The 23,346-nt window shown below is 62.5% G+C and carries 29 protein-coding genes and 1 pseudogene; 20 read left to right on the top strand and 10 right to left on the bottom strand.

The features are described from left to right. Positions 1 to 6: 6 nt before the first annotated feature. Both FJ527_RS26680 and FJ527_RS26685 read left to right on the top strand, forming a co-directional pair. Positions 7 to 621 (top strand): TetR/AcrR family transcriptional regulator, encoded by a 615-nt coding sequence (locus FJ527_RS26680; protein ID WP_140824449.1) that lies wholly within the window; start codon positions 7 to 9, stop codon positions 619 to 621. A 63-nt stretch (positions 622 to 684) separates the two neighbouring features. Further along, positions 685 to 1,080 (top strand): rhodanese-like domain-containing protein, encoded by a 396-nt coding sequence (locus tag FJ527_RS26685; RefSeq protein ID WP_015317866.1) that lies wholly within the window; start codon positions 685 to 687, stop codon positions 1,078 to 1,080. Between the two features lie 12 nt (positions 1,081 to 1,092). Here FJ527_RS26685 and FJ527_RS26690 read toward each other — a convergent pair whose 3' ends face one another. Next, positions 1,093 to 2,004: an alpha/beta fold hydrolase gene (locus FJ527_RS26690; protein ID WP_140664520.1), complete on the bottom strand. Its 912-nt coding sequence runs from the start codon at positions 2,002 to 2,004 to the stop codon at positions 1,093 to 1,095. Positions 2,005 to 2,051: 47 nt separating this feature from the next. Here FJ527_RS26690 and FJ527_RS26695 point away from each other — a divergent pair, with 47 nt between their 5' ends. Beyond that, positions 2,052 to 2,504, top strand: a complete 453-nt coding sequence (locus FJ527_RS26695) for a MarR family transcriptional regulator (RefSeq protein ID WP_023773737.1) — start codon at positions 2,052 to 2,054, stop codon at positions 2,502 to 2,504. A gap of 16 nt (positions 2,505 to 2,520) precedes the next feature. Here the strand turns inward: FJ527_RS26695 and FJ527_RS26700 are convergent, their stop codons facing one another. Continuing rightward, positions 2,521 to 3,132, bottom strand: a complete 612-nt coding sequence (locus FJ527_RS26700; RefSeq protein WP_140664523.1) for a pyridoxamine 5'-phosphate oxidase family protein — start codon at positions 3,130 to 3,132, stop codon at positions 2,521 to 2,523. Positions 3,133 to 3,197: 65 nt separating this feature from the next. Further along, positions 3,198 to 3,551, bottom strand: a complete 354-nt coding sequence (locus tag FJ527_RS26705) for a DUF971 domain-containing protein (protein ID WP_140619676.1) — start codon at positions 3,549 to 3,551, stop codon at positions 3,198 to 3,200. Positions 3,552 to 3,744: 193 nt separating this feature from the next. On the opposite strand from FJ527_RS26705, the gene moaA reads away from it, so the two are divergent. From moaA to FJ527_RS26765, 12 genes and pseudogenes are all read left to right on the top strand, one after another. Further along, positions 3,745 to 4,740: a GTP 3',8-cyclase MoaA gene (gene moaA / locus FJ527_RS26710; RefSeq protein ID WP_140824450.1), complete on the top strand. Its 996-nt coding sequence runs from the start codon at positions 3,745 to 3,747 to the stop codon at positions 4,738 to 4,740. A gap of 55 nt (positions 4,741 to 4,795) precedes the next feature. Continuing rightward, positions 4,796 to 5,269 (top strand): hypothetical protein, encoded by a 474-nt coding sequence (locus tag FJ527_RS26715; protein WP_140824451.1) that lies wholly within the window; start codon positions 4,796 to 4,798, stop codon positions 5,267 to 5,269. Between the two features lie 136 nt (positions 5,270 to 5,405). Next, positions 5,406 to 5,765 (top strand): hypothetical protein, encoded by a 360-nt coding sequence (locus FJ527_RS26720; protein ID WP_015317859.1) that lies wholly within the window; start codon positions 5,406 to 5,408, stop codon positions 5,763 to 5,765. 178 nt (positions 5,766 to 5,943) lie between these two features. Further along, positions 5,944 to 6,865, top strand: a pseudogene (locus tag FJ527_RS26725) (DMT family transporter). Between the two features lie 53 nt (positions 6,866 to 6,918). Further along, entirely contained in the window at positions 6,919 to 7,545 is a 627-nt protein-coding gene (gene mobA, locus FJ527_RS26730; protein ID WP_140790821.1) for a molybdenum cofactor guanylyltransferase MobA, read from the top strand. Further along, positions 7,542 to 8,051, top strand: coding sequence for a molybdopterin-guanine dinucleotide biosynthesis protein B (mobB, locus tag FJ527_RS26735; protein ID WP_140619683.1), 510 nt, complete (start codon positions 7,542 to 7,544; stop codon positions 8,049 to 8,051). The genes mobA and mobB overlap by 4 nt, the downstream gene beginning before the upstream one ends. Before the next feature lie 159 nt (positions 8,052 to 8,210). Then, entirely contained in the window at positions 8,211 to 8,996 is a 786-nt protein-coding gene (locus FJ527_RS26740) for an ABC transporter substrate-binding protein (protein ID WP_015317855.1), read from the top strand. Between the two features lie 74 nt (positions 8,997 to 9,070). Next, positions 9,071 to 9,787, top strand: coding sequence for an ABC transporter permease (locus FJ527_RS26745; RefSeq protein ID WP_015317854.1), 717 nt, complete (start codon positions 9,071 to 9,073; stop codon positions 9,785 to 9,787). Continuing rightward, on the top strand, positions 9,784 to 10,608 hold the full coding sequence (locus tag FJ527_RS26750) for an ABC transporter permease (RefSeq protein WP_140619685.1): 825 nt from the start codon (positions 9,784 to 9,786) through the stop codon (positions 10,606 to 10,608). Before FJ527_RS26745 ends, FJ527_RS26750 begins: the two co-directional genes overlap by 4 nt. Before the next feature lie 113 nt (positions 10,609 to 10,721). Beyond that, on the top strand, positions 10,722 to 11,591 hold the full coding sequence (locus FJ527_RS26755; RefSeq protein WP_140824452.1) for an NAD(P)-dependent oxidoreductase: 870 nt from the start codon (positions 10,722 to 10,724) through the stop codon (positions 11,589 to 11,591). Positions 11,592 to 11,596: 5 nt separating this feature from the next. Next, positions 11,597 to 12,301 (top strand): DNA alkylation repair protein, encoded by a 705-nt coding sequence (locus FJ527_RS26760; RefSeq protein ID WP_140824453.1) that lies wholly within the window; start codon positions 11,597 to 11,599, stop codon positions 12,299 to 12,301. Between the two features lie 103 nt (positions 12,302 to 12,404). Continuing rightward, positions 12,405 to 12,968 carry a DUF3299 domain-containing protein gene (locus tag FJ527_RS26765; RefSeq protein WP_140824454.1) on the top strand — a complete coding sequence of 188 codons (564 nt, stop codon included), beginning with the start codon at positions 12,405 to 12,407 and terminating at the stop codon, positions 12,966 to 12,968. 9 nt (positions 12,969 to 12,977) lie between these two features. On the opposite strand, the gene FJ527_RS26770 is transcribed toward FJ527_RS26765, so the two are convergent. The 4 genes from FJ527_RS26770 to FJ527_RS26785 all read right to left on the bottom strand — a co-directional run bounded on the left by FJ527_RS26770 (position 12,978) and on the right by FJ527_RS26785 (position 15,460). Then, a complete protein-coding gene (locus FJ527_RS26770; RefSeq protein WP_006205209.1) occupies positions 12,978 to 13,469 on the bottom strand; it encodes an Lrp/AsnC family transcriptional regulator in 492 nt (163 codons plus the stop codon). A gap of 108 nt (positions 13,470 to 13,577) precedes the next feature. Continuing rightward, complete coding sequence (locus tag FJ527_RS26775) at positions 13,578 to 14,252, bottom strand: uracil-DNA glycosylase family protein (protein ID WP_140824455.1); 675 nt, start codon at positions 14,250 to 14,252, stop codon at positions 13,578 to 13,580. After that, complete coding sequence (locus FJ527_RS26780; RefSeq protein WP_140824456.1) at positions 14,192 to 14,803, bottom strand: glutathione S-transferase; 612 nt, start codon at positions 14,801 to 14,803, stop codon at positions 14,192 to 14,194. Before FJ527_RS26780 ends, FJ527_RS26775 begins: the two co-directional genes overlap by 61 nt. A 33-nt stretch (positions 14,804 to 14,836) precedes the next feature. Continuing rightward, positions 14,837 to 15,460, bottom strand: coding sequence for a thermonuclease family protein (locus tag FJ527_RS26785; protein WP_140824457.1), 624 nt, complete (start codon positions 15,458 to 15,460; stop codon positions 14,837 to 14,839). Positions 15,461 to 15,536: 76 nt separating this feature from the next. Here FJ527_RS26785 and FJ527_RS26790 point away from each other — a divergent pair, with 76 nt between their 5' ends. Continuing rightward, a complete protein-coding gene (locus FJ527_RS26790) occupies positions 15,537 to 17,060 on the top strand; it encodes a HAMP domain-containing sensor histidine kinase (RefSeq protein ID WP_140824458.1) in 1,524 nt (507 codons plus the stop codon). A 28-nt stretch (positions 17,061 to 17,088) separates the two neighbouring features. On the opposite strand, the gene FJ527_RS26795 is transcribed toward FJ527_RS26790, so the two are convergent. Continuing rightward, positions 17,089 to 18,087: a nicotinate-nucleotide--dimethylbenzimidazole phosphoribosyltransferase gene (locus tag FJ527_RS26795; protein WP_140824459.1), complete on the bottom strand. Its 999-nt coding sequence runs from the start codon at positions 18,085 to 18,087 to the stop codon at positions 17,089 to 17,091. 197 nt (positions 18,088 to 18,284) lie between these two features. Between FJ527_RS26795 and FJ527_RS26800 the strand changes: the two genes are divergently transcribed. Together FJ527_RS26800 and FJ527_RS26805 are read left to right on the top strand one after the other, a co-directional pair. Next, positions 18,285 to 18,515 (top strand): DUF1289 domain-containing protein, encoded by a 231-nt coding sequence (locus FJ527_RS26800; protein ID WP_140824460.1) that lies wholly within the window; start codon positions 18,285 to 18,287, stop codon positions 18,513 to 18,515. 37 nt (positions 18,516 to 18,552) lie between these two features. Continuing rightward, positions 18,553 to 19,230: a TIGR02281 family clan AA aspartic protease gene (locus FJ527_RS26805; RefSeq protein ID WP_041163451.1), complete on the top strand. Its 678-nt coding sequence runs from the start codon at positions 18,553 to 18,555 to the stop codon at positions 19,228 to 19,230. A 2-nt stretch (positions 19,231 to 19,232) separates the two neighbouring features. Here the strand turns inward: FJ527_RS26805 and dusA are convergent, their stop codons facing one another. Together dusA and FJ527_RS29455 are read right to left on the bottom strand one after the other, a co-directional pair. Beyond that, entirely contained in the window at positions 19,233 to 20,231 is a 999-nt protein-coding gene (gene dusA, locus FJ527_RS26810) for a tRNA dihydrouridine(20/20a) synthase DusA (RefSeq protein WP_140824461.1), read from the bottom strand. A 47-nt stretch (positions 20,232 to 20,278) separates the two neighbouring features. Further along, a complete protein-coding gene (locus FJ527_RS29455; RefSeq protein WP_181166500.1) occupies positions 20,279 to 20,512 on the bottom strand; it encodes a hypothetical protein in 234 nt (77 codons plus the stop codon). Between the two features lie 110 nt (positions 20,513 to 20,622). Between FJ527_RS29455 and FJ527_RS26820 the strand changes: the two genes are divergently transcribed. Both FJ527_RS26820 and FJ527_RS26825 read left to right on the top strand, forming a co-directional pair. Beyond that, the gene (locus FJ527_RS26820) at positions 20,623 to 21,429 is read left to right on the top strand and encodes a heme-binding protein (protein WP_181166501.1); all 807 of its coding nucleotides are present in this window, start codon (positions 20,623 to 20,625) and stop codon (positions 21,427 to 21,429) included. Beyond that, positions 21,426 to 23,303 (top strand): methanol/ethanol family PQQ-dependent dehydrogenase, encoded by a 1,878-nt coding sequence (locus FJ527_RS26825; protein ID WP_140824462.1) that lies wholly within the window; start codon positions 21,426 to 21,428, stop codon positions 23,301 to 23,303. The genes FJ527_RS26820 and FJ527_RS26825 overlap by 4 nt, the downstream gene beginning before the upstream one ends. Positions 23,304 to 23,346 lie beyond the last annotated feature (43 nt).

The following is a 23,346-nucleotide window of genomic DNA, read 5'->3' on the forward strand; positions in this document are numbered from 1 at the left end:
AGCATCATGTCGGAAAGAGGCCGTCCACGAACCTTCGATCGAACCGCGGCCTTGCGGCGCGCGATGGACGTGTTTTGGGCCAAGGGCTATGAAGGCTCATCGATCAGCGATCTCGCCGTGGCAATGGGCATAAATTCGCCGAGCCTCTACGCCGCCTATGGCAGCAAGGAGGCCCTGTTCCTCGAGGCGACCGATCTCTATTCCCGCGTTGAGGGCGCCGACATCTGGCTCGCGCTGGAAGAGGCGCCAACGGCGCGGCTTGCGATCGAGCGGTTCTTGCGCCGGACCGCGAAGGCCTATTCGCAAAGCGATCGTCCGCAGGGCTGCCTGATTACGCTGGGTGCGCTGCACGAAGACTCGAGCCGGGGCGCGATCTGCGCGGATTTGCGGCGCCGGCGCGCCGAGAATCTAGCCGCGCTGAAGAAGCGTCTGCAGCGCGGCGTGGCCGAGGGTGAATTGCCCGCCGACTTCGATTGCCTTGCAGCCGCGACCTTTTTCGCAACGGTCCAGCATGGCATGTCGATTCAGGCGCGTGACGGCGCTTCCCGCGCCGCCCTGATGGCGACGGTAGCCGGGGCAATGGCCGCTTGGAAGACCATGGCCGGCACCGTCGAGGCGTGACAAACACCATCCGTTGTGCTCGAAATCCGACTTGCCAGCAAACCTGCGGCCGGAGGGAACCACGTGAAAAAAGGGTATCGCGAACTGCTGGATGAGGCCAACGCCGAGATCGAAGTGGTTTCGCCCGAGGAAGCGGCAGGGCTGCTTGAGGACGAAGACACCATCTTCGTCGATCTGCGCGATCCTCGTGAAATCGAACGCGACGGCAGAATTCCCGGCGCCAAGCACGTCACGCGTGGCATGCTGGAGTTCTGGATCGATCCCGAAAGCCCCTACCACAAGCCCTTCTTCGCTTCCGGAAAAAGCTTCGTCTTCTTCTGCGCCGGCGGCTGGCGTTCAGCGCTGGCCACCAAGACGGCGCAGGACATGGGTCTTTCCCCGGTCAAACACATCCTCGGCGGCTACACGGCCTGGAAGGCTGCCGGACTGCCTGTAGAGCCCGGAGACAAGAAGAAATAGCCTGAGTGCCGCTCAGTGGAGCAGCGACGGGTTCTGCTGCATGGTCACGAAGCCGACGGCGCGTTCAACCACGCCCTTGTCGGCCAGAATGCGGCGATGGCCGAGCCCGTCGGCCCAGTGCAGCCGTACATGGTCGCCGGCGCCGGCATAGCGTCGTGCATGTGCAGCCGGCACCTCCCGGTCGTCGGGCGCGTGGATGACCAACGTCGGCACGGGCGCCTGGGCGAGCTGCCGGTCACCGGTGAATTCGTGCAACGGCCGGCCGGAGAGATATTCGACGCGGTCAGCCATGGCGACCTGCGAGCGGGGACCGACATTGAGCATGCGGCTGAAGTCGGCGAAGATTGCCGGCAGCGAGCTTGGTGCCGCGATCAGCACAAGACGTGCGGCCGACAGCGGCGGGATGTCCTTGACGGAGCCGGCGATGGCATTGGCGGCAACGGCACCTCCGAAGGAATGGCCGACGGCAGCCACGAACGGCCCAAACCATTCGCCGGCCACTCTTGCGGCTTCGACGGCATTGACCATGTTCAGGTGCCTGCCCTGCGAATGGCCATGACCGGGAAGATCGAGTGAGACGACCTTGTAGCCGGCGGCGCGAAAACCTTCGATCAGCACGCGCATATATTCGGTACGCGAGCGCCAGCCATGGATGACGAGGACGGTGCCGGCGGACTCGCGGCCCGGCTCGGGGCGGAATTCATGAACCATGACGCAGCCGGTCGCGGTCTTCAGCCGGTGATGCCGCGCCTCGGCCATGAACTCCGCGGCGCGGTCGATGGCGCGGCGCTCGCCGTCGGTCAGTGTCCTGGTGCTTGGCGTACGGCAGAACAATTCGAAAGCCGCACGCCCGGTGATGCGCGGCGCGACATGTTCGGCCGCACCAAACACACCTCGGATGACCTTCAGCCCGAATGATGCCATAGTCAGAATCCATCCATACGTTCAAGCATGAACATAATAGTTCAAAGATGAACAATAAACAAGAGCTACCCTGGGACAACCCGCGTTTTCGCAACTGGGTCGCGGTGGCGCGCGCCTGCCATGTGCTGGAGCGCACGCTGGCGGTGAAACTTGCGCCGCTCGACCTGAAGCCGGCGCAGCTCGACGTGCTGATGAACCTCTACCGCCATCCGGGCATGTCGCAGCACGACCTCGCCCGCAAGCTGCTCGTCGGCCGCTCCAACATCACCATGCTGTTGCCGCAGTTGGAGACGCGTGGCCTGCTGCGGCGCGAAGGCGATGAGAAGGACAAGCGCATCTTGCGGCTTACGCTGACCGAAACCGGCGAGGCGCTGCTGATGCGGGCGCTGAAAGTGCATATGGCGCTGATCGAGAAGGCAATGAGCCAGTCGACGCCGGAACAATGCGACATGATCGGCGAGCAGATGCGCAAGATCTATGACGTGCTGAACGAGGCGTGATCGCCCTTTCAGGCGATCACCACATCGATTTCTTCGCCCGCTCCGGCCACTCCCTGTCGTAGGTTTCGCCGTCGATATTCTTGCGGCTGGTGATCTCTAAAATCTTTCCGGGTGTCGGCAGCGACTTCGGGTCGACATGCTTGGCAGGGTTCCACAGTTCCGACCGCACGATGGCGCGAGCGCACTGGAAATAGACCGAATCGACATCGATCACGGTGACCGAACGCGCAGGCTTGCCGTCGACCATGAACGACGCGCACAGCGCTGGGTCCGTGGTGATATGGGCTCGGCCGTTGATGCGCAGCGTCGTGCCGGAGCCCGGCACCAGGAACAAAAGGCCGACGCGCGGATCCCTGATGATGTTCTTCAGCGAATCGGCACGGTTGTTGCCGCGCCGGTCCGGCATCATCAGCGTTTTCACATCGACGATGCGCACGAAGCCCGCGAGATCGCCGCGCGGCGAACAATCCAGCCCCTCCGGGCCATTGGTGGCTAGCGCGACAAAGGGCGAGGCTTCGATAAAGGCGGCGTATTCGGGAATGACATGGTCGAGTTCCTTGACCACCGAGGCCTCGCCCGGCAATCCGTAAAGGGCTTCGAGTTGTTCGACTGTGGTGATGACCGACATTTTTTTCCGTCTCCCGTTCCGCCGCCCTACTCCCGATCGGTGACGTTTTGACGACGCAATGGCGGCTAACGATCGCGGCTCAGGCCCTTCTCGGCGAGTTCCGCGAGATAGGCATTCCAGCGCGCATCCTTCTCATGGCCGAGCGTGTGCAGGTAATTCCAGGTGAAGATGCCGGTGTCATGGAAGTCGTCGAAGGTGATTCGCACCGCATAGTTGCCGACCGGCTCGATCTTCAGGATGGCCACATCGCGTTTGCCGGGAACCGTCACCCGCTGTTCGGGCGAATGGCCCTGCACTTCCGCCGACGGTGAGGCGACGCGCAGCAGCTCGGCCGGCAACTCGAACGGCTGGTGGCCGGGAAAGGTCACGGTGAGCAGCTTGCGGTCCTTGGAGACCCTCAGTTCTTTCGGAGCCGTCATGATCGATCCTGCCTGAATTTGCCCTTCCCTACGCTGCTTCGCGCCAAGCGAAAAGGTATGGGATCGTGCCGACACGCAATGTCGGTCGCGGAATGTTACCAAAGATCGAGGTCGGCTATCTTGAATGGCGGGCTGGATCGTATCACATAGCTGTATATAACGGCGCCGTTAACGGCCACGGAAACGCTCGAACATGAACATGATCGACCCCTTCGGTCGCACGATCAGCTATCTCAGAGTGTCGGTCACCGACCGCTGCGATTTCCGCTGCACCTATTGCATGGCCGAGGATATGGCCTTCCTGCCCAAGAAAGACCTGCTGTCGCTGGAAGAACTCGACCGGCTCTGCACCGTGTTCATTGAAAAGGGTGTCAAACGGTTGCGCCTCACCGGCGGTGAGCCGCTGGTGCGCAAGAACATCATGCATCTGGTGCGCCAGCTTTCCCGGCACCTTGACAGCGGCGCACTGGAAGAACTGACGCTGACCACCAACGGTTCGCAGCTTTCGCGCTTCGCCGCGGAACTCGCCGATTGCGGCGTCAAGCGCATCAATGTTTCGCTCGATACGCTCGATGCCGACAAGTTCCACGCCATCACCCGCTGGGGTCATCTCGGCAAGGTCATGGCGGGCATTGATGCCGCCCAGGCGGCTGGATTGAAAGTCAAGCTCAACGCGGTGGCGCTGAAGGATTTCAACGACGCCGAGCTGCCCGAAATGATGCGCTGGGCGCATGGTCGCGGCATGGACCTTACCGTCATCGAAACCATGCCGATGGGCGAGATCGACGCCGATCGCACCGACCAGTACTTGCCGCTGTCGCTGCTGCGCGCATCACTCGAGCGCCAGTTCACGCTGACCGACATTCCGTTCAAGACCGGTGGCCCGGCCCGCTATGTCCAAGTCGCCGAGACCGGCGGAAAACTCGGCTTCATCACGCCGATGACGCATAATTTCTGCGAAAGCTGCAACCGGGTCAGGCTGACTTGCACGGGCACGCTCTATATGTGCCTTGGCCAGGAAGACGCGGCCGACCTACGCGCTCCGTTGCGCACGTCCGAAGGCAATGAACTGGTTGCCGACGCTATAGACGAAGCCATCGGCCGCAAGCCGAAGGGCCATGACTTCATCATCGACCGCCGCACCAGCCGTCCGTCGGTGTCTCGGCATATGAGTGTCACCGGCGGCTGACCTTGTCTCCTGTCCGTGCGAGAATGCCGTGCAATCATCGGCTTCGGGGCAAGGCATGCGACGGCTCTACTCAATCATCATATCTCTTGCCGCGGTCTCGGCGAATACCGCGTTTGCCGCGCAATCCACCTACGTGAACGAGCGCTTCGGCACCGTTTGCACCTTCCCCGACGATATCTTCACCGATCGCCAGCCCGAGCCTGAGAATGGCGACGGTCAGGTATGGCTGAGCGCGGACGGCGCCAGCCTGACATGCTCCGGCATCCTCAACATTGACCACGAGACGCCGAAAGACTTTGTCGTCGGCGAAAAGGCGAGCAAGGAGCCTGGCTACAAGGTCACCTACGGCAAGGCCGGCAAGGATCGGGCGGTGCTGTCGGGCGTGAAGGACGGAAAGATTTTTTACGAGCGGCGGCTGTTTGGCGGGGATGGCGTCATCCGCACGATCTGGATCGACTATCCGCCGGCGCTGAAATCGAAATATGACCCGCTGGTCGGCGCCATCGCTGGCAGCCTCAAGGGGCCATGAACCGTTCGAGCCAAGAGTATTTTAGCCACACCGCAAACAAATCTCTGTCGGCAAATGTCGGTCTGATTTACTGGTCATGGTTTCCCGCCTACCCTCCGTTCCGTAGCGATTCATCGCATTTTTGGGGGATTACATCATGCGCAAACTTCTTCTCGCTTTCGCCTTGCTCGGCTTGGCTGCCCTGCCGGCGGCTGCCCAGTCGATCGGCGGCACTTACACCGTTGCCGGCACCAATTTCGATGGTTCGTCCTATGGCGGCGAAGCCACCATCACGCTGACCAGCGGCACCACCTGCACGATCCACTGGGAGACCGGCGGTTCTTCTTCCGATGGCATCTGCATGCGCAACGACAACGCATTCTCCGCTGGCTACGAAATGGGCAAGGATATCGGCCTCGTCGTCTACAAGGTCGAGGATGACGGGTCGCTGCATGGTCTGTGGACCATCGCCGGCAAGGAGGGGAACGGCACCGAGGTGCTGTCACCCAAGAAGTAGACAATCCCTCGTCCGCACCGTGTCGGGAGGCGTTGCCGCCTTCCGACAGAATTCATACCTCGTCCGGGATGGTTTCACGCCGGCGAAGATGGATATCGGGTCCTGGCCCAGCCCTTTGCCGTTGCTGTCTCGTGGCGGGCTGTTACAGCCTTGCTTGCCAAAGCAACCGGTAGATGTCTTGCCCCTTTCCCCAAATCTTCGCGGCGCGTTGTTCATGGTGGTAGCGATGGTTGGCTTCACGCTCAAACGACGCCATCACCAAATACTCTTCTGAGTCGATGAACATGGCGCAGGTCATGTTGATCAGAGGGGCGTTCGCCTCGCTGTTCGTCGGTCTGCTGGCTTGGCAACGTGGCGCACTTTTTCAGCCGCGCCTGATGCTGCAGCCGCTGGTGGCGGTCCGTGTCCTGGGCGAGGCGGGCGCTACGGTGTCCTTCCTGGTCGCGCTCGCCCATTTGCCGATCGGCAGCGTTTCGGCCGTTCTGCAAGCGCTGCCGCTGGCGGTGACGATGGGCGCGGCGCTGTTTTTCGGTGAAGCGGTCGGCTGGCGGCGCTGGCTGGCGATCGCCATCGGGTTTGCCGGGGTCATCATCATCGTGCGGCCGGGTTTCGAGGGCTTCAGCATTTACTCGCTGGTGGCGCTGGCATCCGTCGCCTGCTGCACGGTGCGGGACCTTGCCACCAAGCGCATCCCCCAGGCCATCCCGACGATGCTGGTCTCGACCGCCACCGCGCTGGCCATGACCGTAGTCGGTGCGTTTTTGTTGACGCCGATGGGTGGCTGGACACCGATGACCGGCAAAAGCACGGCGCTGCTGGCGCTGGCCGCGGTGCTGGTGCTCATCGGCTACCAATTCATCATCATGGCGATGCGATCGGGTGAGATCTCCTTCATCGCCCCGTTCCGCTACACGGCGCTCCTCTGGTCGATACTGCTTGGCTTGATTATTTTCGGTGACATACCGGACGTGCCGATGATTGGCGGCGCGGCAATAGTTGTTGGCTCGGGTCTCTATACGCTTTATCGCGAGCGGATGGTCGGCCGGCGAAAGATCGTCGCCGAAAGCACCGGCCCGGCCATGGCGCCGGAAGGACTCTAGCACCCCCTTGAAGCCGCTTGCGATTTCCGCGGCTGGCGTACAGGCTGGATAGCATGAAGCGGGATATTGCTGGGCTCATCCTGGCAGGTGGCCAGTCGAGGCGGATGGGCGGTGGCGACAAGGCGTTGTTGCCGCTGGGCGGCGGCTGCGTGCTCGACCAGGTGCTGTCGCGATTTGGCCCGCAGCTCGAGACCCTGGCGCTCAGCGCCAATGGCGATCCGGCGCGGTTCGCCCGGTTCGGGCTGCCGGTGCTTGCCGATACCATCGAAGGCTTTGCCGGGCCGCTTGCCGGAATCCTGACCGGCCTGGAATGGGCCGCCGCCGGCACGCCTTGCAGGGCGATCGTCACAGCGGCCGGCGACACGCCTTTCCTGCCGCCGGATCTCGTTGATCGTCTTGCGGCGGCGGCGCATCAACACCCCGGTTCGATCGCCGTCGCCTCTTCGGCGGGCCGGCGGCATCCGACCTTCGCGCTGTGGCCAACCGGATGCCGCGAAGCCTTGCGGCATTTCCTGGTCGATGAGGACAACAGGCGCGTTTCGACCTTTATCGAACAACACGGCCATGTCGACGTGGAATTCCCTGTCCCGCAATCCGCCGGAATCGATCCTTTCTTCAACATCAATGTGCCGGACGATCTTGCCCAGGCTGAACAGCTGTTGCAGAGCATGTCGCCATGAACAGACGCATCTTCGGCATCACCGGCTGGAAAAACTCCGGCAAGACCACACTGACGGAAAGGCTGGTCGCGGAGCTTGTGCGGCGCGGCTGGAAAGTCTCGACGGTCAAACATGCTCATCATCATTTCGACATCGACAAGCCCGGCGCCGACAGCTTCCGCCACCGGCAGGCGGGTGCTACCGAGGTTGCGATCGTATCGGGCAGTCGCTGGGCGCTGATGCACGAATTGCGTGGCGAGCAGGAGCCGCCGCTGGACGCCATCCTGTCGCGGCTCGCCCCCTGCGACATCGTGCTGGTCGAAGGCTACAAGCGCGAATCCCACCGTAAGATCGAAACGAGGCGGCTGGAAGCGAAGGACCGGACGCCGCTTGCGGTGGATGATCCCAATATTGTCGCCGTCGCCGCGGATTTCGCCATCGCCGACCAGAGCCTGCCGGTGTTCGACCTCGATGACGCAAAATCCATAGCCGACTTCATCGAGCGTACGACCGGCCTCGTTGCTTGAGAAGTAACGTAACGGTAGAAGCCCATTACCGATTTCGGCGGTTTTGCGGTTGCTTTTTTCTTGGAAAGAGTGGGAGTATCGGCCTAGCGGGCGGTCAAAAAGCACCGCCCCACAGAGCCGTTTCGGAACGACGGCCGGGACCATAAAGAGAGGACTATCATGCGTATTGCACTGCGTATCGCGCTCGCCGCATCGGCTGCGCTGCTGACGCTCGGCGTAGCCCAGGCCCAGGAGAAGACCCTGCGGATCGGCACCGAAGGCGCCTACCCCCCCTTCAACAACCTCACCGCCGATGGCCAGCTTGTCGGCTTCGACATCGACATCGCCAAGGCACTTTGCGATGAGATGAAGGTCAAGTGCACCTTCGTCGCCCAGGATTGGGACGGCATCATCCCCGCACTTCAGGCCGGCAAGTTCGACGCCATCGTGGCCTCGATGTCGATCACGCCGGAGAGGCAGCAGAAGGTCGACTTCTCGCACAAATACTACAACACCCCGTCGGCGATCGCCGTGCCGAAGGATTCGCCGCTCAAGGGAGTGACCAAGGAAGACCTCGCCGGAAAGAATATCGGCGTCGCCACCACCACCACCCATTTCAACTATGCCTCGAAGACCTACACGGACAGCACCATTAAGGGCTATCCGAGCAGCCCCGAGGAACAGGCTGACCTCGCCAATGGCCGTCTCGACGCCATCGAGGACGATATTGTCGTGCTGCAGCAGTTTCTGGATTCGCCTGAAGGCGCCTGCTGCAAGATTCTCGGCCAGCCCTCGCCGCAACCTGTCGAAATTTTCGGACCTGGCGCCGGCATCGCCGTTCGAAAGGGCGATACCGACCTGGTCAACAAGCTGAATTCCGCCATCGACGCCATCCGCGCCAACGGAAAATACAAGGAAATCAACGACAAGTACTTCAAGTTCGACGTCTACGGCGCCGAGTCCTGATCATCATTGCCAAGGCGGCGGGGTTTCCCTGCCGCCTTGTTCATCTCGGGAGCGCCGTGGGGTAAGGCCAGTCAATGCCAGTCCAAAGCATATGGACACTGCTCAGTTGGGGACCGGAGGGCTGGAGTGACGATATTGCCTATGGTGCGTTGGTCACCATCGCGCTCGCGCTTGCAACGCTGCCGATCGGCCTGACGATCGGCTTTTTCGTGGCCTGGGCCAAGCAGTCCGAAGAACCGTCGCTGCGGCTGGCCGCCAACATCTACACCACCATGTTTCGCGGCCTGCCGGAATTGGTGACGCTGTTCCTGTTCTTCTTCGGCATGCCCATCCTGCTGCAATACGTCATCCGCCTCTTCAAGCCGGAGGCAACGATCGATGTCGACAGCTTCATCGCCGGCATGATCGTGCTGTCGCTGATCTTTTCTTCTTACGCCAGCGAGGTATTCCTCTCCGCCTTTCGCGCCATTCCGAAGGGCCAGTATGAAGGCGGCTACGCAATCGGCCTGTCGAAATGGCTTACCATGCGCAAGGTGATCCTGCCGCAGCTGCTGCGCATTGCCTTTCCCGGTCTTGAGAATTGCTGGCTGAGCCTGCTCAAGGACACCGCCCTCGTCTCGGTCGTCAACCTCGCTGAAACCCTGCGCAATGCCGGCGTGGCGGCACGTGTCACCAAGCATTCCTTCCTGTTCTACAGCGTCGCCGCACTGGTTTTCCTCGTCCTGGCGATCCTGTCCTCGATCGCAACCGGGTTCATCTTGCGCTCGCTGGGGCGGAGGGAGGCACGATGAGCGTCACGGAAGCAATCTCGGTCGACCGCCCGCCGCCGCGGGCACGCGGCTGGCCGCGCACCCGCATCGTCGGTTACGCACTCGTCGGCCTCTGGATCCTCTTCGGCCTCGGTATCCTCGCCTATCTCGTCTACGCCTGGAATGGCGAGTTCTTTGCCAGATATGCACCCGCCTATCTGCAGGGACTGTGGACCACGCTGTCGCTCGTGGCGATCTCGATGGTGGCCGGCGCGATCTTTTCGCTGCCCGTCACCTATGGCCGCATGTCGAAGAACCGGTTCTTGTCTGGCCTTGCCTATTGCTATGTCTATTTCTTTCGAGGCACACCGCTGCTCGTCCAAGTCTACCTCGTTTACTATGGCTTGGGTTCTTTCCGGCTGCAGCTCGAGTCCATCGGGCTGTGGTGGTTCTTCCGCGAGGCCTTCAACTGCGGGGTGTTCGCCTTTGCGCTCAACACCGCGGCCTACCAGGCCGAAATCCTTCGCGGCGCCATCGAGAGCGTGCCCAGGGGCCAATGGGAAGGTGCTGCCTCGCTCGGCCTGCACAAGCTGCAGACGCTGCGCAAGGTCATCCTGCCGCAGGCGTTCATCGTGGCCTTGCGGCCCTACGGCAATGAACTGGTTCTGATGATCAAGGCCTCGGCGATCGTCGCCATCATCACGGTCTATGACCTAATGGGGAATGCGAAGCTTGCCTACGCCAAATCCTTCGATTTCCAAGCCTATGTCTGGGTCGCCATCGTCTATCTGGTGATGGTCGAAATCCTGCGCCATGGCGTCGAATGGATCGAGCGCAGGATTACGATCCACCTCAATCGCTGAGCCGTTCCTGATCGGCCTGTGCCAGTCGATGCCGCAGCGCGCGCCTTGACGAATTCGTCGCATGGCCTAGAGCTTCCGCAGCTGAAATCTCTTTTCCGTCGGAAGGACAAGGCATGGCATCGGTGGCATTTCTCGGTCTTGGCGTCATGGGCTATCCCATGGCCGGACACCTGAAGAACAAGGGTGGCCACGACGTGACCGTCTACAACCGCACCCAAGCCAAAGCTGAGCGGTGGGTCGCCCAACATGGCGGCGGCTTTGTCGCGACGCCGGCCCAGGCCGCCGAGGGCAAGGATTTCGTTTTTTCCTGCGTCGGCAACGATGACGACCTGCGTTCTGTGACCACGGGCCCCGCGGGCGCCTTCAAGGCGATGAAGAAAGGCTCGGTCTTCATCGACAACACCACGGCTTCGGCTGAAGTCGCGCGCGAACTGGCCGAAGCCGCGCAATCGGGCGGCTTCTCATTTCTCGACGCGCCCGTCTCCGGTGGCCAGGCCGGCGCCGAGAACGGCGTGCTGACCGTGATGGTCGGCGGCGATGAGGCCGCCTTCGACAGGGCCAGGCCAGTTATCGACGCTTTTGCCCGCATGGTTGGACTGATGGGATCGGCGGGCGCCGGGCAGCTCACCAAGATGATCAACCAGATCTGTATCGCCGGGCTGGTGCAGGGGCTTTCGGAAGGCATCCATTTCGGCAAGAAGGCAGGTCTCGACATTGAGAAGGTCATCGAGGTGATTTCCAAGGGCGCGGCCGGTTCCTGGCAGATGGAAAACCGGCACAAGACCATGAATGCCGGCAAATATGACTTCGGTTTCGCCGTCGACTGGATGCGCAAGGATCTCGGCATCTGCCTTGAAGAGGCCGATCGCAATGGCGCCAGGCTGCCGGTGACCGCGCTGGTCGACCAGTTCTACAAGGACGTGCAGGCGATGGGCGGCAAGCGCTGGGACACGTCCTCGCTGCTGGCGCGGCTGGAGAAGTAGGCGCAGTGTCCCTGCCCGTTCCAGGCTGGACCGCGCAGGACATCGTCGCTCATCTGCATTCGATCGGAACCGAGGAAGTCCGCGCCGGCATGGGGCGGTTCGGTATCAACACCGCGACCGCGCTCGGTGTCGCCAATGCGGATCTGCGGCCTTTGGCGCGCAAGCTGAAACGCAACCATGAGCGATCCCTGGCGCTGTGGGACAGCGGCGTTCGCGAAGCACGGCTGATGGCGGCCTTCACCGGCGAGCCGAAAAAGATCACCATCGGAGAGTGCCGCCGCTGGGCCGGCGATTTCGATTCCTGGGAGATCGTCGACACCGTCTCGGATCTGTTCGTGGATACGCTGTTCTGGCGCCAGCTGGTCGAGGAGTTTGCCGCCGACGAGCGCGAATTCGTTCGCCGCACGGCCTTCGCGATGCTGGCATGGGCGTCAGTGCATTTGAAAAAGGAGCCGGACGCGACGTTTCTGTCCTACCTGCCGCTAGTCGAGGCTCATTCCCGCGACGAGCGCAATTTCGTCAGGAAAGCGGTCAACTGGGCGCTGCGGCAAATCGGCAAACGGTCGGTGGGTTTGCATGGCCCTGCCCTTGCCCTGGCGCAGGAACTTGCCAACTCCGCGAACAGGACGGCGCGCTGGATCGGCAAGGATGCGGTGAAAGAACTCTCGCATGCCAAAACCCACGAACGTCTCGCCACCAGAAAGACCTGACAAGGCGGGGATTGCCGCAGCCGGTTCTCGCCGACATGTGACGCGGCTCGGGCATTGACGCCACCGACAGCGGCGTCTTTACTCGCCCGCAAAGGATGCGACCATGAACCATTTCAAAGCGATCCTGGCGCTTGCGGCCGCGCTTGCACTCTCCACCGCGGGCGCTTCGGCCGAGACCACGCACATCTTCTGGAAGGATCTGCGCCCGGCGACGCAGGCCATCGCCGAAGACGCCGGCTTGCCGATGATCGCGGCGAAACTGCCGGATCATGGCGAGACACTCTCAGTCGCCCTGCACGACAAGACTATACAATTAGACGGCTATGCATTGCCGGTCGATCGTGACGGAGATCTCGTTTATCAGTTCCTGCTGGTGCCATGGACGGGCGCGTGCAGCCACATGCCGACGCCTCCGCCCAACCAGATCGTGCTGGTCACACCAGCCCGTCCCTACAAAATGTCCGAGGCCTACCAGTCGGTTGCCGTCACCGGCGCCCTGAACCCGGACATGGAGAAGAGCCAGCTGTTCATTCTCGACGGCGTCAGCGTCATCCAGTCCGGCTATACCGTGCGCAAGGCAGATGTCGTGGGCGTCGACACGGTTCCGGACTCCGTTGTGTTGCCGGTGAACTCGCCCTGGAGCTTCCTCAACAAGAAGAAGAATTGAACGGAGGGCTCAGGCCGCGTTCGCGCCCGACTCCTTGTCCAGCACCATATAGTCGAGCGGGATTTCGGTCGTGTACTTGATCTGCTCCATGGCGAAGGACGACGACACGTCCCGGATCTCGATCTTGGCGATTAGCCGTTTGTAGAAGGCGTCGTAGGCGGCAATGTCGGGCACCACGACGCGCAAGAGGTAATCGACGTCGCCACTCATGCGATAGAATTCGACCACCTCGGGAAATTCCTGGATAACCTCGGAAAACCGGCGCAGCCATTCATGACTATGCGAATTGGTGCGGATCGACACGAAGACGGTGACCCGCACATTGACCTTCTCGTGGTCGAGAATGGCGACGCGCCGCTTGATGACGCCCTCCTCCTCCAGCTTCTGGATGCGCCGCCAGCACGGCGTGGTCGACAGGCCGACTTTCTTGGCGACATCGGCGACCGCGAGCGTCGCGTCCTCCTGCAGCAGGCGGAGAATTTTTCGGTCGAGGCGATCCATCGGAGGCTCCTGGTGGAATAGTTTCGCTATATTCCCTTTTATTTGGGCCATTCACAAGAAAAAAATTCTGCCGCTTGCGTCGAAAGCGAGTGTTTTCTTGCTCAATGCCTAACCGAGGCGATAGCGGATTTCCGAGCGCAGGAAAGGCAGCAAATCCATTTCAAACCACGGATTCTGCTTCAACCAGCCTGTGTTGCGCCAGGATGGATGTGGCAGCGGCAGCACTTTGGGGCCGACGGAATTCTCCCAGATGGCGCGCCAGTCCATCACGGTTTCCGTCAGCGAGGCGCGCCGCGCCGCGCCCATATGCCAGGTCTGCGCGTAGATGCCGATCGTCAGCACCAGGTCGATCCGCGGCATCAGCGCCATCAAGGGCGCGCGCCAGGCCGGGGCGCATTCGCGCCTCGGCGGCAGGTCGCCGCCCTTGCCATCCTGTCCGGGAAAGCAGAAGCCCATCGGCACGATGGCGAATTTCTCGATGTCGTAGAATTCGTCGCTGGTCACATCAAGCCAAGTCCGCAAACGGTCGCCCGAAGCATCGGTGAAGGGCATGCCCGACAGATGCACCTTGGTTCCCGGTGCTTGGCTGGCGATCAGGATACGGGCGCTGGAAGAGGGTCGCAGCACCGGACGCGGCTCATGCGCCAGCGGCTTGCCGATGGGATCGTCCGCGCAGATGCGGCAAGCGCGGACCGTCGCGGCGAATCTGTCCAGTTCCACGCTCAAGCAGCGGCACTCGGCCGGCTGGAGATTGCCTGATGCCAACGCGACACATTGGTGCATTCCTCCGGCACCTTGATGCGTGCCGGCTTCATGAAGTCGATCGCGATCAGCCCTGTGATGTCGGCAATGGAATAGCTGTCGCCGGCGACGAATTCACGGCTGCCGAGTTCAGCATCGAGCAGCATGAGAAACTCCACCGCCTTCGGCTTGTTGGCCTCACCCCATTCAGGGATCTGCGGAATTTCCCATTCCTTCATGGCGGGATGGATATGGCGGAAAGCCTGCGTGACGCTGCTGAGCAGGTTGAACTCCATCCGCCTCTGCCACATCTCGACCTTTGCCTTGCCAAGCGCGTCGTTTCCGAACAATGCCGGCTCGGGATGGAGTTCCTCGAAATAGCGGCAGATGGCGACGGATTCGGTGAGGATGGTGCCGTCATCGAGTTCCAGCACCGGCAGGCGCCGCAGCGGGTTGCGCGAGCTTACCGGCTGCTGTTTGTGCTCCAGCGCGCCCATGTCGACGGGCACCAACGGAACCGCGATCCCCTTCTCGGCGAGAAAAATCCGAACCCGCCGAGGGTTGGGTGCCCGGCCGCCGTCGAACAGCTTCATTTCGATCCTCCTTTTCCTTCCGCCAGACACGCTTCACCAGAAGCGAAAGATCTCGCGCGCCGCGTCGCCGATCGACGCCAGTGTGCCATGTTTTCGCTCGACGACCTCGCCGTGGTGACTATCGCGCCAGTCCTGCGGCAGGTCGAACGTGCCCGCCCAGATGCCAACCCTGGCCGCGCGGGCCGTTGCTTCCTCGCCTTCGAAAGCGCCATAGGCAACGGCCCAGCCGGCCTCGACCTGGGCGCGGTTTAGGTCGGTGCCGCCGGTCTTGCAGTCGCCGAGCAACCGGCCATAGCGGTCGCGCTGCCAGCCGCTGCAGGTGACCGGCCTGCCGGCGATCAGCCGTACCAGCGACTGGCGCGCCAGCGTGCCACAGGCATAATCGGCGCCGTTCTTGTGGCAAGTCTGGGTGTATTCCGGGGCGTCGATGCCGCGCATGCGGATGCGCTCGGTGCCGAGCGTGATCGAATCGCCGTCATTGATGATGGCTGTACCTTGCGCCTTGCGTGTCTCCACTCGATCGAGACGCGCCGCAAGCAGGATCAGCAGCCCCAGAATGATGACGGTCAGCCCGTAATCCAGCAGCTTTCGCCCCGGACTTCTCGGGCGCGCTGCCGCGTACCTCGGGCGCGACCTTGGCGACCACGAACGGCTCATATGGCAAACGGTTGGTTAATCATTCGAACGTAGCTTAACACCTTGAAATCGCTGCGCGCATAAATTGAAGCTTTTGATGCCCTTGCAACGCTCGAACACGGCGGACAAGTTCATTGTGGACCGCAGGAAACGGCATCGCAACAGCGATGTCGCGCGCGCGGTTCGCAAGACGCGCGACCGTCTTTCGCAGCAGGCCGGCAATCTCGATTTCGACCGCGAGCTGCTGAAGCTCCATGCCCAGGCGATGACCAGCGGTGCCGTCGTCATCATCCCGATGCTCGTCCTGGCGATCGCCGCGGCCGGTCGTCTGGCCGGTGTCGGCAATGAGATCGGGCTCTGGGCGTTGTTTACGCTGACCTCTTATACGATCGTCGTTTTCATGGCGCGGCGCATCGAGCGCACGGAAGCTTCCGAGCTTAACGCCTTGCAAACGCGAAGGGAATTCCTGGTCGGCCACTTCCTTTGTGGTCTGGGCTGGGCCTGGTTCGTCTGGCTGGGCTGCGGGGCCTGCGAGGTCGACCAGTTCCAGGCGGTCAAGGCGGTGGTGCTGCTGTTTGCCATGGCAGGGACGGCGCTCATGGCCTCGTCCCTGGGCGGAGCACTGCTGGCGACCTTCGCGGTTCCAGTGGCGCTCTACGCCTATGCCGCGACCAAGTCGTGGATGCCGGTCGAGGCCATCATGGCCGCGTTGCTTGTCCTGTCGCTGCCTTTCTTCGCCTATATTGCCAGTCACCTCAATCGCTTCTCCCTGCTGCTGTTGTCGTTCCGCTCCGAAAAGGACGCGCTGATCGCCGAAGTGGAGACGGCGAAGTCAATGTCGGACGAGGCGCGGCGGCGGGCTGAGGACGCCAACCTGGCAAAATCGCGTTTCCTCGCTTCGATGAGCCACGAATTGCGCACGCCGCTCAACGCCATTCTCGGCTTTTCCGAGGTGATGGCGAACGAGGTCCTCGGGCCGATGAGCAATCCCACCTATCGTGACTACGCCCACGACGTGCATGACTCAGGCCAGCATCTGCTTGACCTGATCAACGAGATCCTCGACCTGTCGCGCATCGAGGCCGGCCGCTACCAGCTCAACGAGGAGCCGGTCATGTTGCTCAACATCGTCGAGGATTGCTGCCACATGATGGAGTTGAAGGCGCGCAACAAGGACATCCGCGTCCTCCAGGATTTCGAACAGACATTGCCGCGGCTGTTCGCCGACGAGCGCGCCGTGCGCCAGATCACGCTCAACCTTCTGTCCAATGCCATCAAGTTCACCGCCACCGGCGGCGAAATCCGCGTCCGGGTCGGCTGGACGGCGGGCGGCGGACAATACATTTCGATCAAGGACAACGGTCCGGGCATTCCCGAGGACGAGATTCCGGTCGTGCTTTCAGCCTTCGGCCAGGGTTCGATCGCCATCAAGAGCGCCGAGCAAGGCACCGGGCTTGGCCTGCCGATCGTCCAAGGGCTGCTCGCCATGCATGGCGGCGAGTTCGAGCTTCATTCCAAGCTGCGCGAAGGCACCGAGGCGATCGCCATCTTCCCGCTGAGCCGGGTGATGGAAGAACTGCCGGCGCTGCCGACCGCGGCAGTAGCCGCGCGACGGCGGTAAGGACCCCGTAAACGCTGGTGCCGCGTAGTCAACCCCGCACAGCCGCCGCCATACCCGAACTGATCAGCGCCGCCGCCTTGACCAGCCCAGCCGCCAGAGCGGCTCCCGCCCCTTCGCCGTGGCCGATCCCCAGATCGAGCAGCGGACGCAGCCCGAGGTGCTCGGCCGCCCTTGCATGCGCAGGCTCGGGCGACAGGCTGGCGAGAAGACAATGATCAAGGGCTGCGGGGTTCGCCGCATGCAGCACGGCCGCGGCTGCCGTTGCCGCGAAGCCATCGAGCAGTACCGGTATCCGCTGCATCCGCGCGGCAAGGATTGCGCCGGCTATCGCCGCGAACTCGCGGCCGCCGACCCGGCGCAGCGCCTCAAGCGGATCTTCGAGATGGCGGCCGTGAAAGGCCAGCGCCGCATCGACCACCTCTGCCTTGCGAGCCCGCATCGCCGCGTCGGCGCCGGATCCCGGGCCAACCCAGTCGGCACCCCTGCCCCCCAAAAGCGCGGCGAGCAGGGCGGCGGCGACGGTGGAATTGCCGACGCCGAGATCGCCGAGGCAAAGCAGGTCGGTGCCGCCGGCAATCGCCTCCATGCCGAAGGCCATGGTGGCGGCGCAACCGCGCTCATCGAGCGCCGCGTCCTCGGTGATGTCACCGGTCGGGATGTGCAGGGCAAGATCGAACACCTTCAGACCGAGGTCGTTGGCAATGCAGATCTGGTTGATCGCCGCACCGCCGGCCGCGCAAAGCTCGACCGCGTTAGCGGTCGCCGCCACGGGCCTCGGCGAAATGCCTTGCCTGGCAACGCCATGGTTGCCGGCAAAGACAGCCATCAGGGGCCTGGTCACGGCAGGCGGAGCGCGACCGCTCCAGACTGCGAGCCATGCGGCGATGTCCTCGACGCGGCCAAGCGAATTCCCAGGCTTGTCGGCCTTGGCAAACAGTGTGCGCACGCGCGCTTCAGCTTTGAGGTCGGCCAATGGCAGATTGCCGAGCAGGTCGCGGAAATCGTCGAAAGGCAGTGCACTGGTCATGTCGCGAACAATCGTTCCTGGAACAGAGGAGCGGAATAGCTGTCTTGCGTGACCGGCACAACCTCCTCGATCGTCCTTCCTGATTTGCCGCAAAGGCAGCCACGGAAGGCGCGATCGGGAGGGCTTGCATTGGCTTTGCCGTTGCACCATGTGGAGATGAAAGAGCGGATTCCGAACGGGTCCCTCGAGAGAAAGTCATGACGGCCATCGAATCTCCCTGCATCCTGGTCTGTTCGATCGATATGAAAACCGGCTTCTGCTTCGGTTGCGGCCGCACGCGCGAGGAGATCGGCGCCTGGATGGGGATGACGCCCGAGACGCGCCGCGGCGTGATGGCCGAACTGCCGGCCCGGCTCGAAACCGTCGAGCGCCGGCCGCGCCGGGAAACGCGCCGCACCCGCATGGCACGCGAACGCGACGCACTCTAGCGAGGGACGAGTGAGCAGCCGGCTGTTCTGGGTTGTGATGGCGGTGATCGGTGTAGGGGCAGCCCTGCTCATGCTCAACGATTCCGCCGGCAGCACGTTCGGCGTCGAGAATTACGATTTTGGCCGGCTGATCTGGCTTGGGGCTTTCGGCGCCCTTATCGGCGCCGGCTTGCTGCGGTCCGCTCCGCTGGGAGTAATGGCCCGCAATCTCGGCGCCTGGGCGGCTATCGTGCTCGCGCTGATCGCCGGCTATCAATATCGCTACGAGCTGCAGGACGTCGCCAGCCGGGTGACCGCCGGCCTCGTTCCCGGCAGCCCGCTGGCGCTCGGTGTCGAAGACGGCCACGCCACCGTGACCTTGGACAAGGCCGACAATGGCCATTTCGAAGCGCGCATCCTGGTCAACGGCAACCCGGTTCGCGCCGTTGTCGACACCGGCGCCACCAGCACGGTTCTGACTTCGGAGGACGCCCAGGCCGCAGGCTTCAATCCCGCGGCGCTCAACTACACGATACCGGTTTCGACCGCCAATGGCATGGCGCGCGCCGCGGCGGTCAAAACCGACGAACTGGCGATCGGCGGCATCGTGCGCAAGGATATGCCGGTGATGATCGCCGCTCCCGGCATGCTGAGCCAAAGCCTGCTCGGCATGAACTTCATCGGTTCGCTGTCGGGCTTCGACGTGCGCGGCGACCGGATGATCCTCAGGGACTGAGCTCAGGCCGCTTCGGCGGTCGCTCCACCGAGTTCGACAGCCGCGAAAGCAGTCTTCAGCACGTCAGCCCCGGCCCCGGGTCGGGTTGCGTCGGTGGACAGGATCTGACGATAGCGGCGCGCGCCGGGCAGCCCATGAAACAGCCCGACCATATGGCGGGTGACATGGCCGAGCCGGCCGCCCTGTTCGATATGGCGCGCCGCATACTCCGCCATAGCATCGATCAGTGCCGCGAAATCGAACGCTTCCGACCGTGCACCGTAGAAGGCGGCGTCAACGCCGGCCAGAATGCCTGGTGTGTGGTACGCGGCGCGGCCGAGCATGGCTCCGTCGACATGATCGAGATGCAGCCGCACCTCGCCAAGAGACTGAATACCGCCATTGATGCCTATGAATTTGCTTTGTTTTCCAGCCTTCAACCGATAAACCCTGTTATAGTCTAGCGGCGGGATGTCGCGATTTTCCTTGGGGCTCAGCCCTTCCAGCCACGCCTTGCGAGCATGCACCCACAAGGCATCGGCGCCGGCATCGAAAACCCCATTCGACAGCGCATCGAGCGCCGGCTCCGGATCCTGTTCATCGACGCCGATGCGGCACTTGACCGTGACTGGCACCGTCACCGCCGCCCTCATCGCCGCGACGCAGGTTGCGACGAGGTCGGGTACTTTCATCAGGCAAGCGCCGAACGTGCCCGACTGGACGCGGTCGGACGGGCAGCCGACATTGAGATTGATCTCGTCATAACCAAAGGCTTCGCCAACGCGCGCCGCTTCGGCAAGTTTTGCCGGATCGGAGCCGCCAAGTTGCAGGGCGACGGGATGTTCCACCTCATCGAAGCCAAGCAGCCGCTCGCGCGCGCCGTGGATAACCGCGTCGGCCACAACCATTTCGGTATAAAGCAGCGCATGTGTCGTCAGCTGGCGATGGAAGAACCGGCAATGGCGGTCCGTCCAGTCCATCATGGGGGCCACGGCCACTCTATGATTTTGATTTTTCAGCATTTTTTCTTTAACATCAAATCGTTAGAACCTGCCGAGTGCACACGAATTTACGCCAAGTCGATCATGGTGAGACGCTGACAAAGTCCCGTATAGCGCGCCTGAAGCCCTTCGGCGAATTCATCGACCTTCATATCGACGACATGTGCGATGTAGGCAAGTCCCTCTCCGATCTGTGTCGTAAGCACATGACATGAGTTGTCCGGATTAAGCAGCACATTAGTTGTCGGTTCTATCGCCAGCCAAAGGAGGCTTGGGATGACACGGACAGCATGGCTGAACACCAGCCTTCAAATCCAACTGCACGAATTTTTCCAAAGCAGGAACATAGAAGCATTGTGCGAGTTAGGCACGACGCCTGCTCGCGTTCCACGATCTGCCAGGGTTCTCTTTGATGTTCGAACGAATGCCCAAGACAATGTATCGCTGTCAGCTTTTCGTATCTGCCTTTGGTTTGCTGTTGCTGATGGGCGACCTGCTCCACGATGACAGGGCCATGGCGCAGCAGGCTTGTCCGGCCGATCACGATAGGCTGCTTACAGTCCTCAAAGCCAATGTGAAGGCAAGCGGCGGACCAGCGAATGGCGGCTTTGAAACCAACGAATGGGGCGCGATCGTTGCCCGCGATGGCACTGTCTGCGCGATTGCGTTCAGCGGCCCCGCAGTCGATTCGCAATGGCCGGGCAGTCGGCTCGTCGCAGCGGAGAAAGCCAACACCGCCAACGGTCTCAGCCTGGCTCAAATGGCCCTGTCGACGGCCAATCTCTACGCTGGCGTGCAACCGGGTGGGCCGCTGTTCGGGCTGCAGGCGACCAACCCCGTCAACCAAGCCGCGGCTTATGCGGGCGATCCCAAAACCTTCGGCAGCGCCAACGATCCGTTGGTCGGCAAGCCTATCGGCGGCGTCGTCGTGTTTGGCGGGGGCTTGGCCCTTTACGACGGCAAAACGATCGTCGGCGCGCTTGGCGTCAGTGGCGATTCCTCTTGCGCCGACCACAATGTCGCCTGGCGCGTTCGCGCGGCTCTCGGCCTCGACAAGGTCCCGGCAGGCGTCAATCCCAACCGTAAGGATGCCATCATCTATGATCTCGATCCCGGCGGAAAAAGCGCCTCCGGCTGGGGTCACCCGCTATGCTCGGGCACCGAGGCCGACATCGCAGCGGAAATCGGTTCAGGCGTCGGAGGCGCGACACCGAAATGAAGCAAGCAGCGCGGTGTGCAACGCCCTGCGTCGACGCGGTACGCACAAACCGCCCGGCGGCAGCTAGAAAACATCTCCAGAGCTTCCTTGCGGGGTTGCTGCTGGCTTGCACTCCTCTGCTGACGGGCGCTTCCGAAGCTCCGCCACCGTCGGCGATCTCGCCGCCGGCTTCCGCCGCACCGCGCGACGATGGGCAATGGACGATGCCGGCCAAGAACTACGCGTCGACCCGCTACAGTGAGCTCACGGAAATCAACGAAGGCAACGTCAAGAACCTGCAGGTGGCCTTCACCTTCTCCACCGGCGTCAACAAAGGCCAGGAAGCGGCGCCGCTGGTCGTCGGCGGCACGATGTACATCGTGACCCCCTTCCCCAACATGGTCTACGCGCTCGACCTCACCAAGCCAGGCGCGCCGATGAAATGGAAGTTCGAACCCAATCCCGAACCCGCGGCGCAAGGGGTTGCCTGTTGCGACGTCGTGAATCGCGGCGCGGCTTTCGCGGACGGGCGCATCTTCTTCAACACACTGGACGGTCACACCATCGCACTCGATGCGAACACCGGTCAGCCGATCTGGAACTCCCATATCGGCAACATCAACATAGGCGAGACCATCACCATGGCGCCGTTGGTGGTGAAAGGCAAAGTGCTGGTCGGCAATTCAGGCGGCGAGATGGGCGTCCGCGGCTGGGTCAAGGCGCTTGACGCCGGCGACGGTCATGTCGTCTGGACGGCCTACGGCACCGGACCGGACAAGGACGTGCTGATCGGCCCCGATTTCAAGCCGCATTACGACATGGACAAGGGCAAGGACCTTGGCGTCACGACATGGCCGCCGGAAGCCTGGAAAATCGGCGGCGGCAACATGTGGGGCTGGATTTCCTACGACCCGGATCTCAACCTGATCTTCCACGGCACCGGCAACCCCGGACCGTGGAACCCGGATCTGCGGCCCGGCGACAACAAATGGACGTCAGGGATTTTCGCCCGCGACCCCGATACCGGAGCGGCGAAATGGTTCTACCAGTGGAGCCCGCATGACCTTCATGACTATGACGGGATCAACGAGCAGGTCCTGCTCGACATGAACTGGCAGGGCAAGCCGCGCAAGGTGCTGGTCCGGCCCGAGCGCAACGGCTATCTCTACATTCTCGACCGGACCACCGGCGAAGTGCTGTCCGCGAAGCCCTACGGCCCCGTCAATTCCAGCAAGGGTGTCGACCTCAACAGCGGCCGTCTGGTCGAAAATCCGGACAAGAAGACCGGTACCGGCAAGGTCGTCCGCGACATCTGCCCGACCGCGTCGGGGCTCAAGGATTGGCAGCCTTCCGCCTTCTCGCCGAAGACAGGGCTGCTCTACATCCCGCATAACAATCTGTGCATGGACGAAGAAGGCGTCGAGGTGAACTACATCGCCGGCACGCCCTATGTCGGCATGAACGTGCGCATGATCCCCGGGCCTGGTGGGAACCGGGGCGCCTTCACCGCTTGGGACATCGCCGCGGAGAAGCCCGCCTGGAGCCTCAAGGAGAACTTCCCGGTGTGGAGCGGCGCGGTCGTGACCGCCGGCGATATCGTCTTCTACGGAACCATGGAGGGTTGGTTCAAGGCGGTCAGCGCCAAGACCGGCGAGCTGCTTTGGCAATTCAAGACGTCGTCCGGCATCATCGGCCAGCCCATCACATATCGCGGCCCCGACGGACACCAATATGTGGCGATCCTGTCGGGTGTAGGCGGCTGGGCCGGCGCCATCGTGTCCGGCGATCTCGATCCGCGCGACGCCACCGCTGCCCTCGGTTTCGTCAACGCGATGAAGGATCTCAAGGACGCGACAACGGCGGGAGGCACGCTCTATGTGTTCCGGCTCCCCTGAGGCACTCGAGCGGCCCTCGCGCCAGGTGCGAAAGGCGCTCCAG

Source organism: Mesorhizobium sp. B2-4-18, from assembly GCF_006441385.1.
Taxonomy (GTDB): Bacteria; Pseudomonadota; Alphaproteobacteria; order Rhizobiales; family Rhizobiaceae; genus Mesorhizobium; species Mesorhizobium australicum.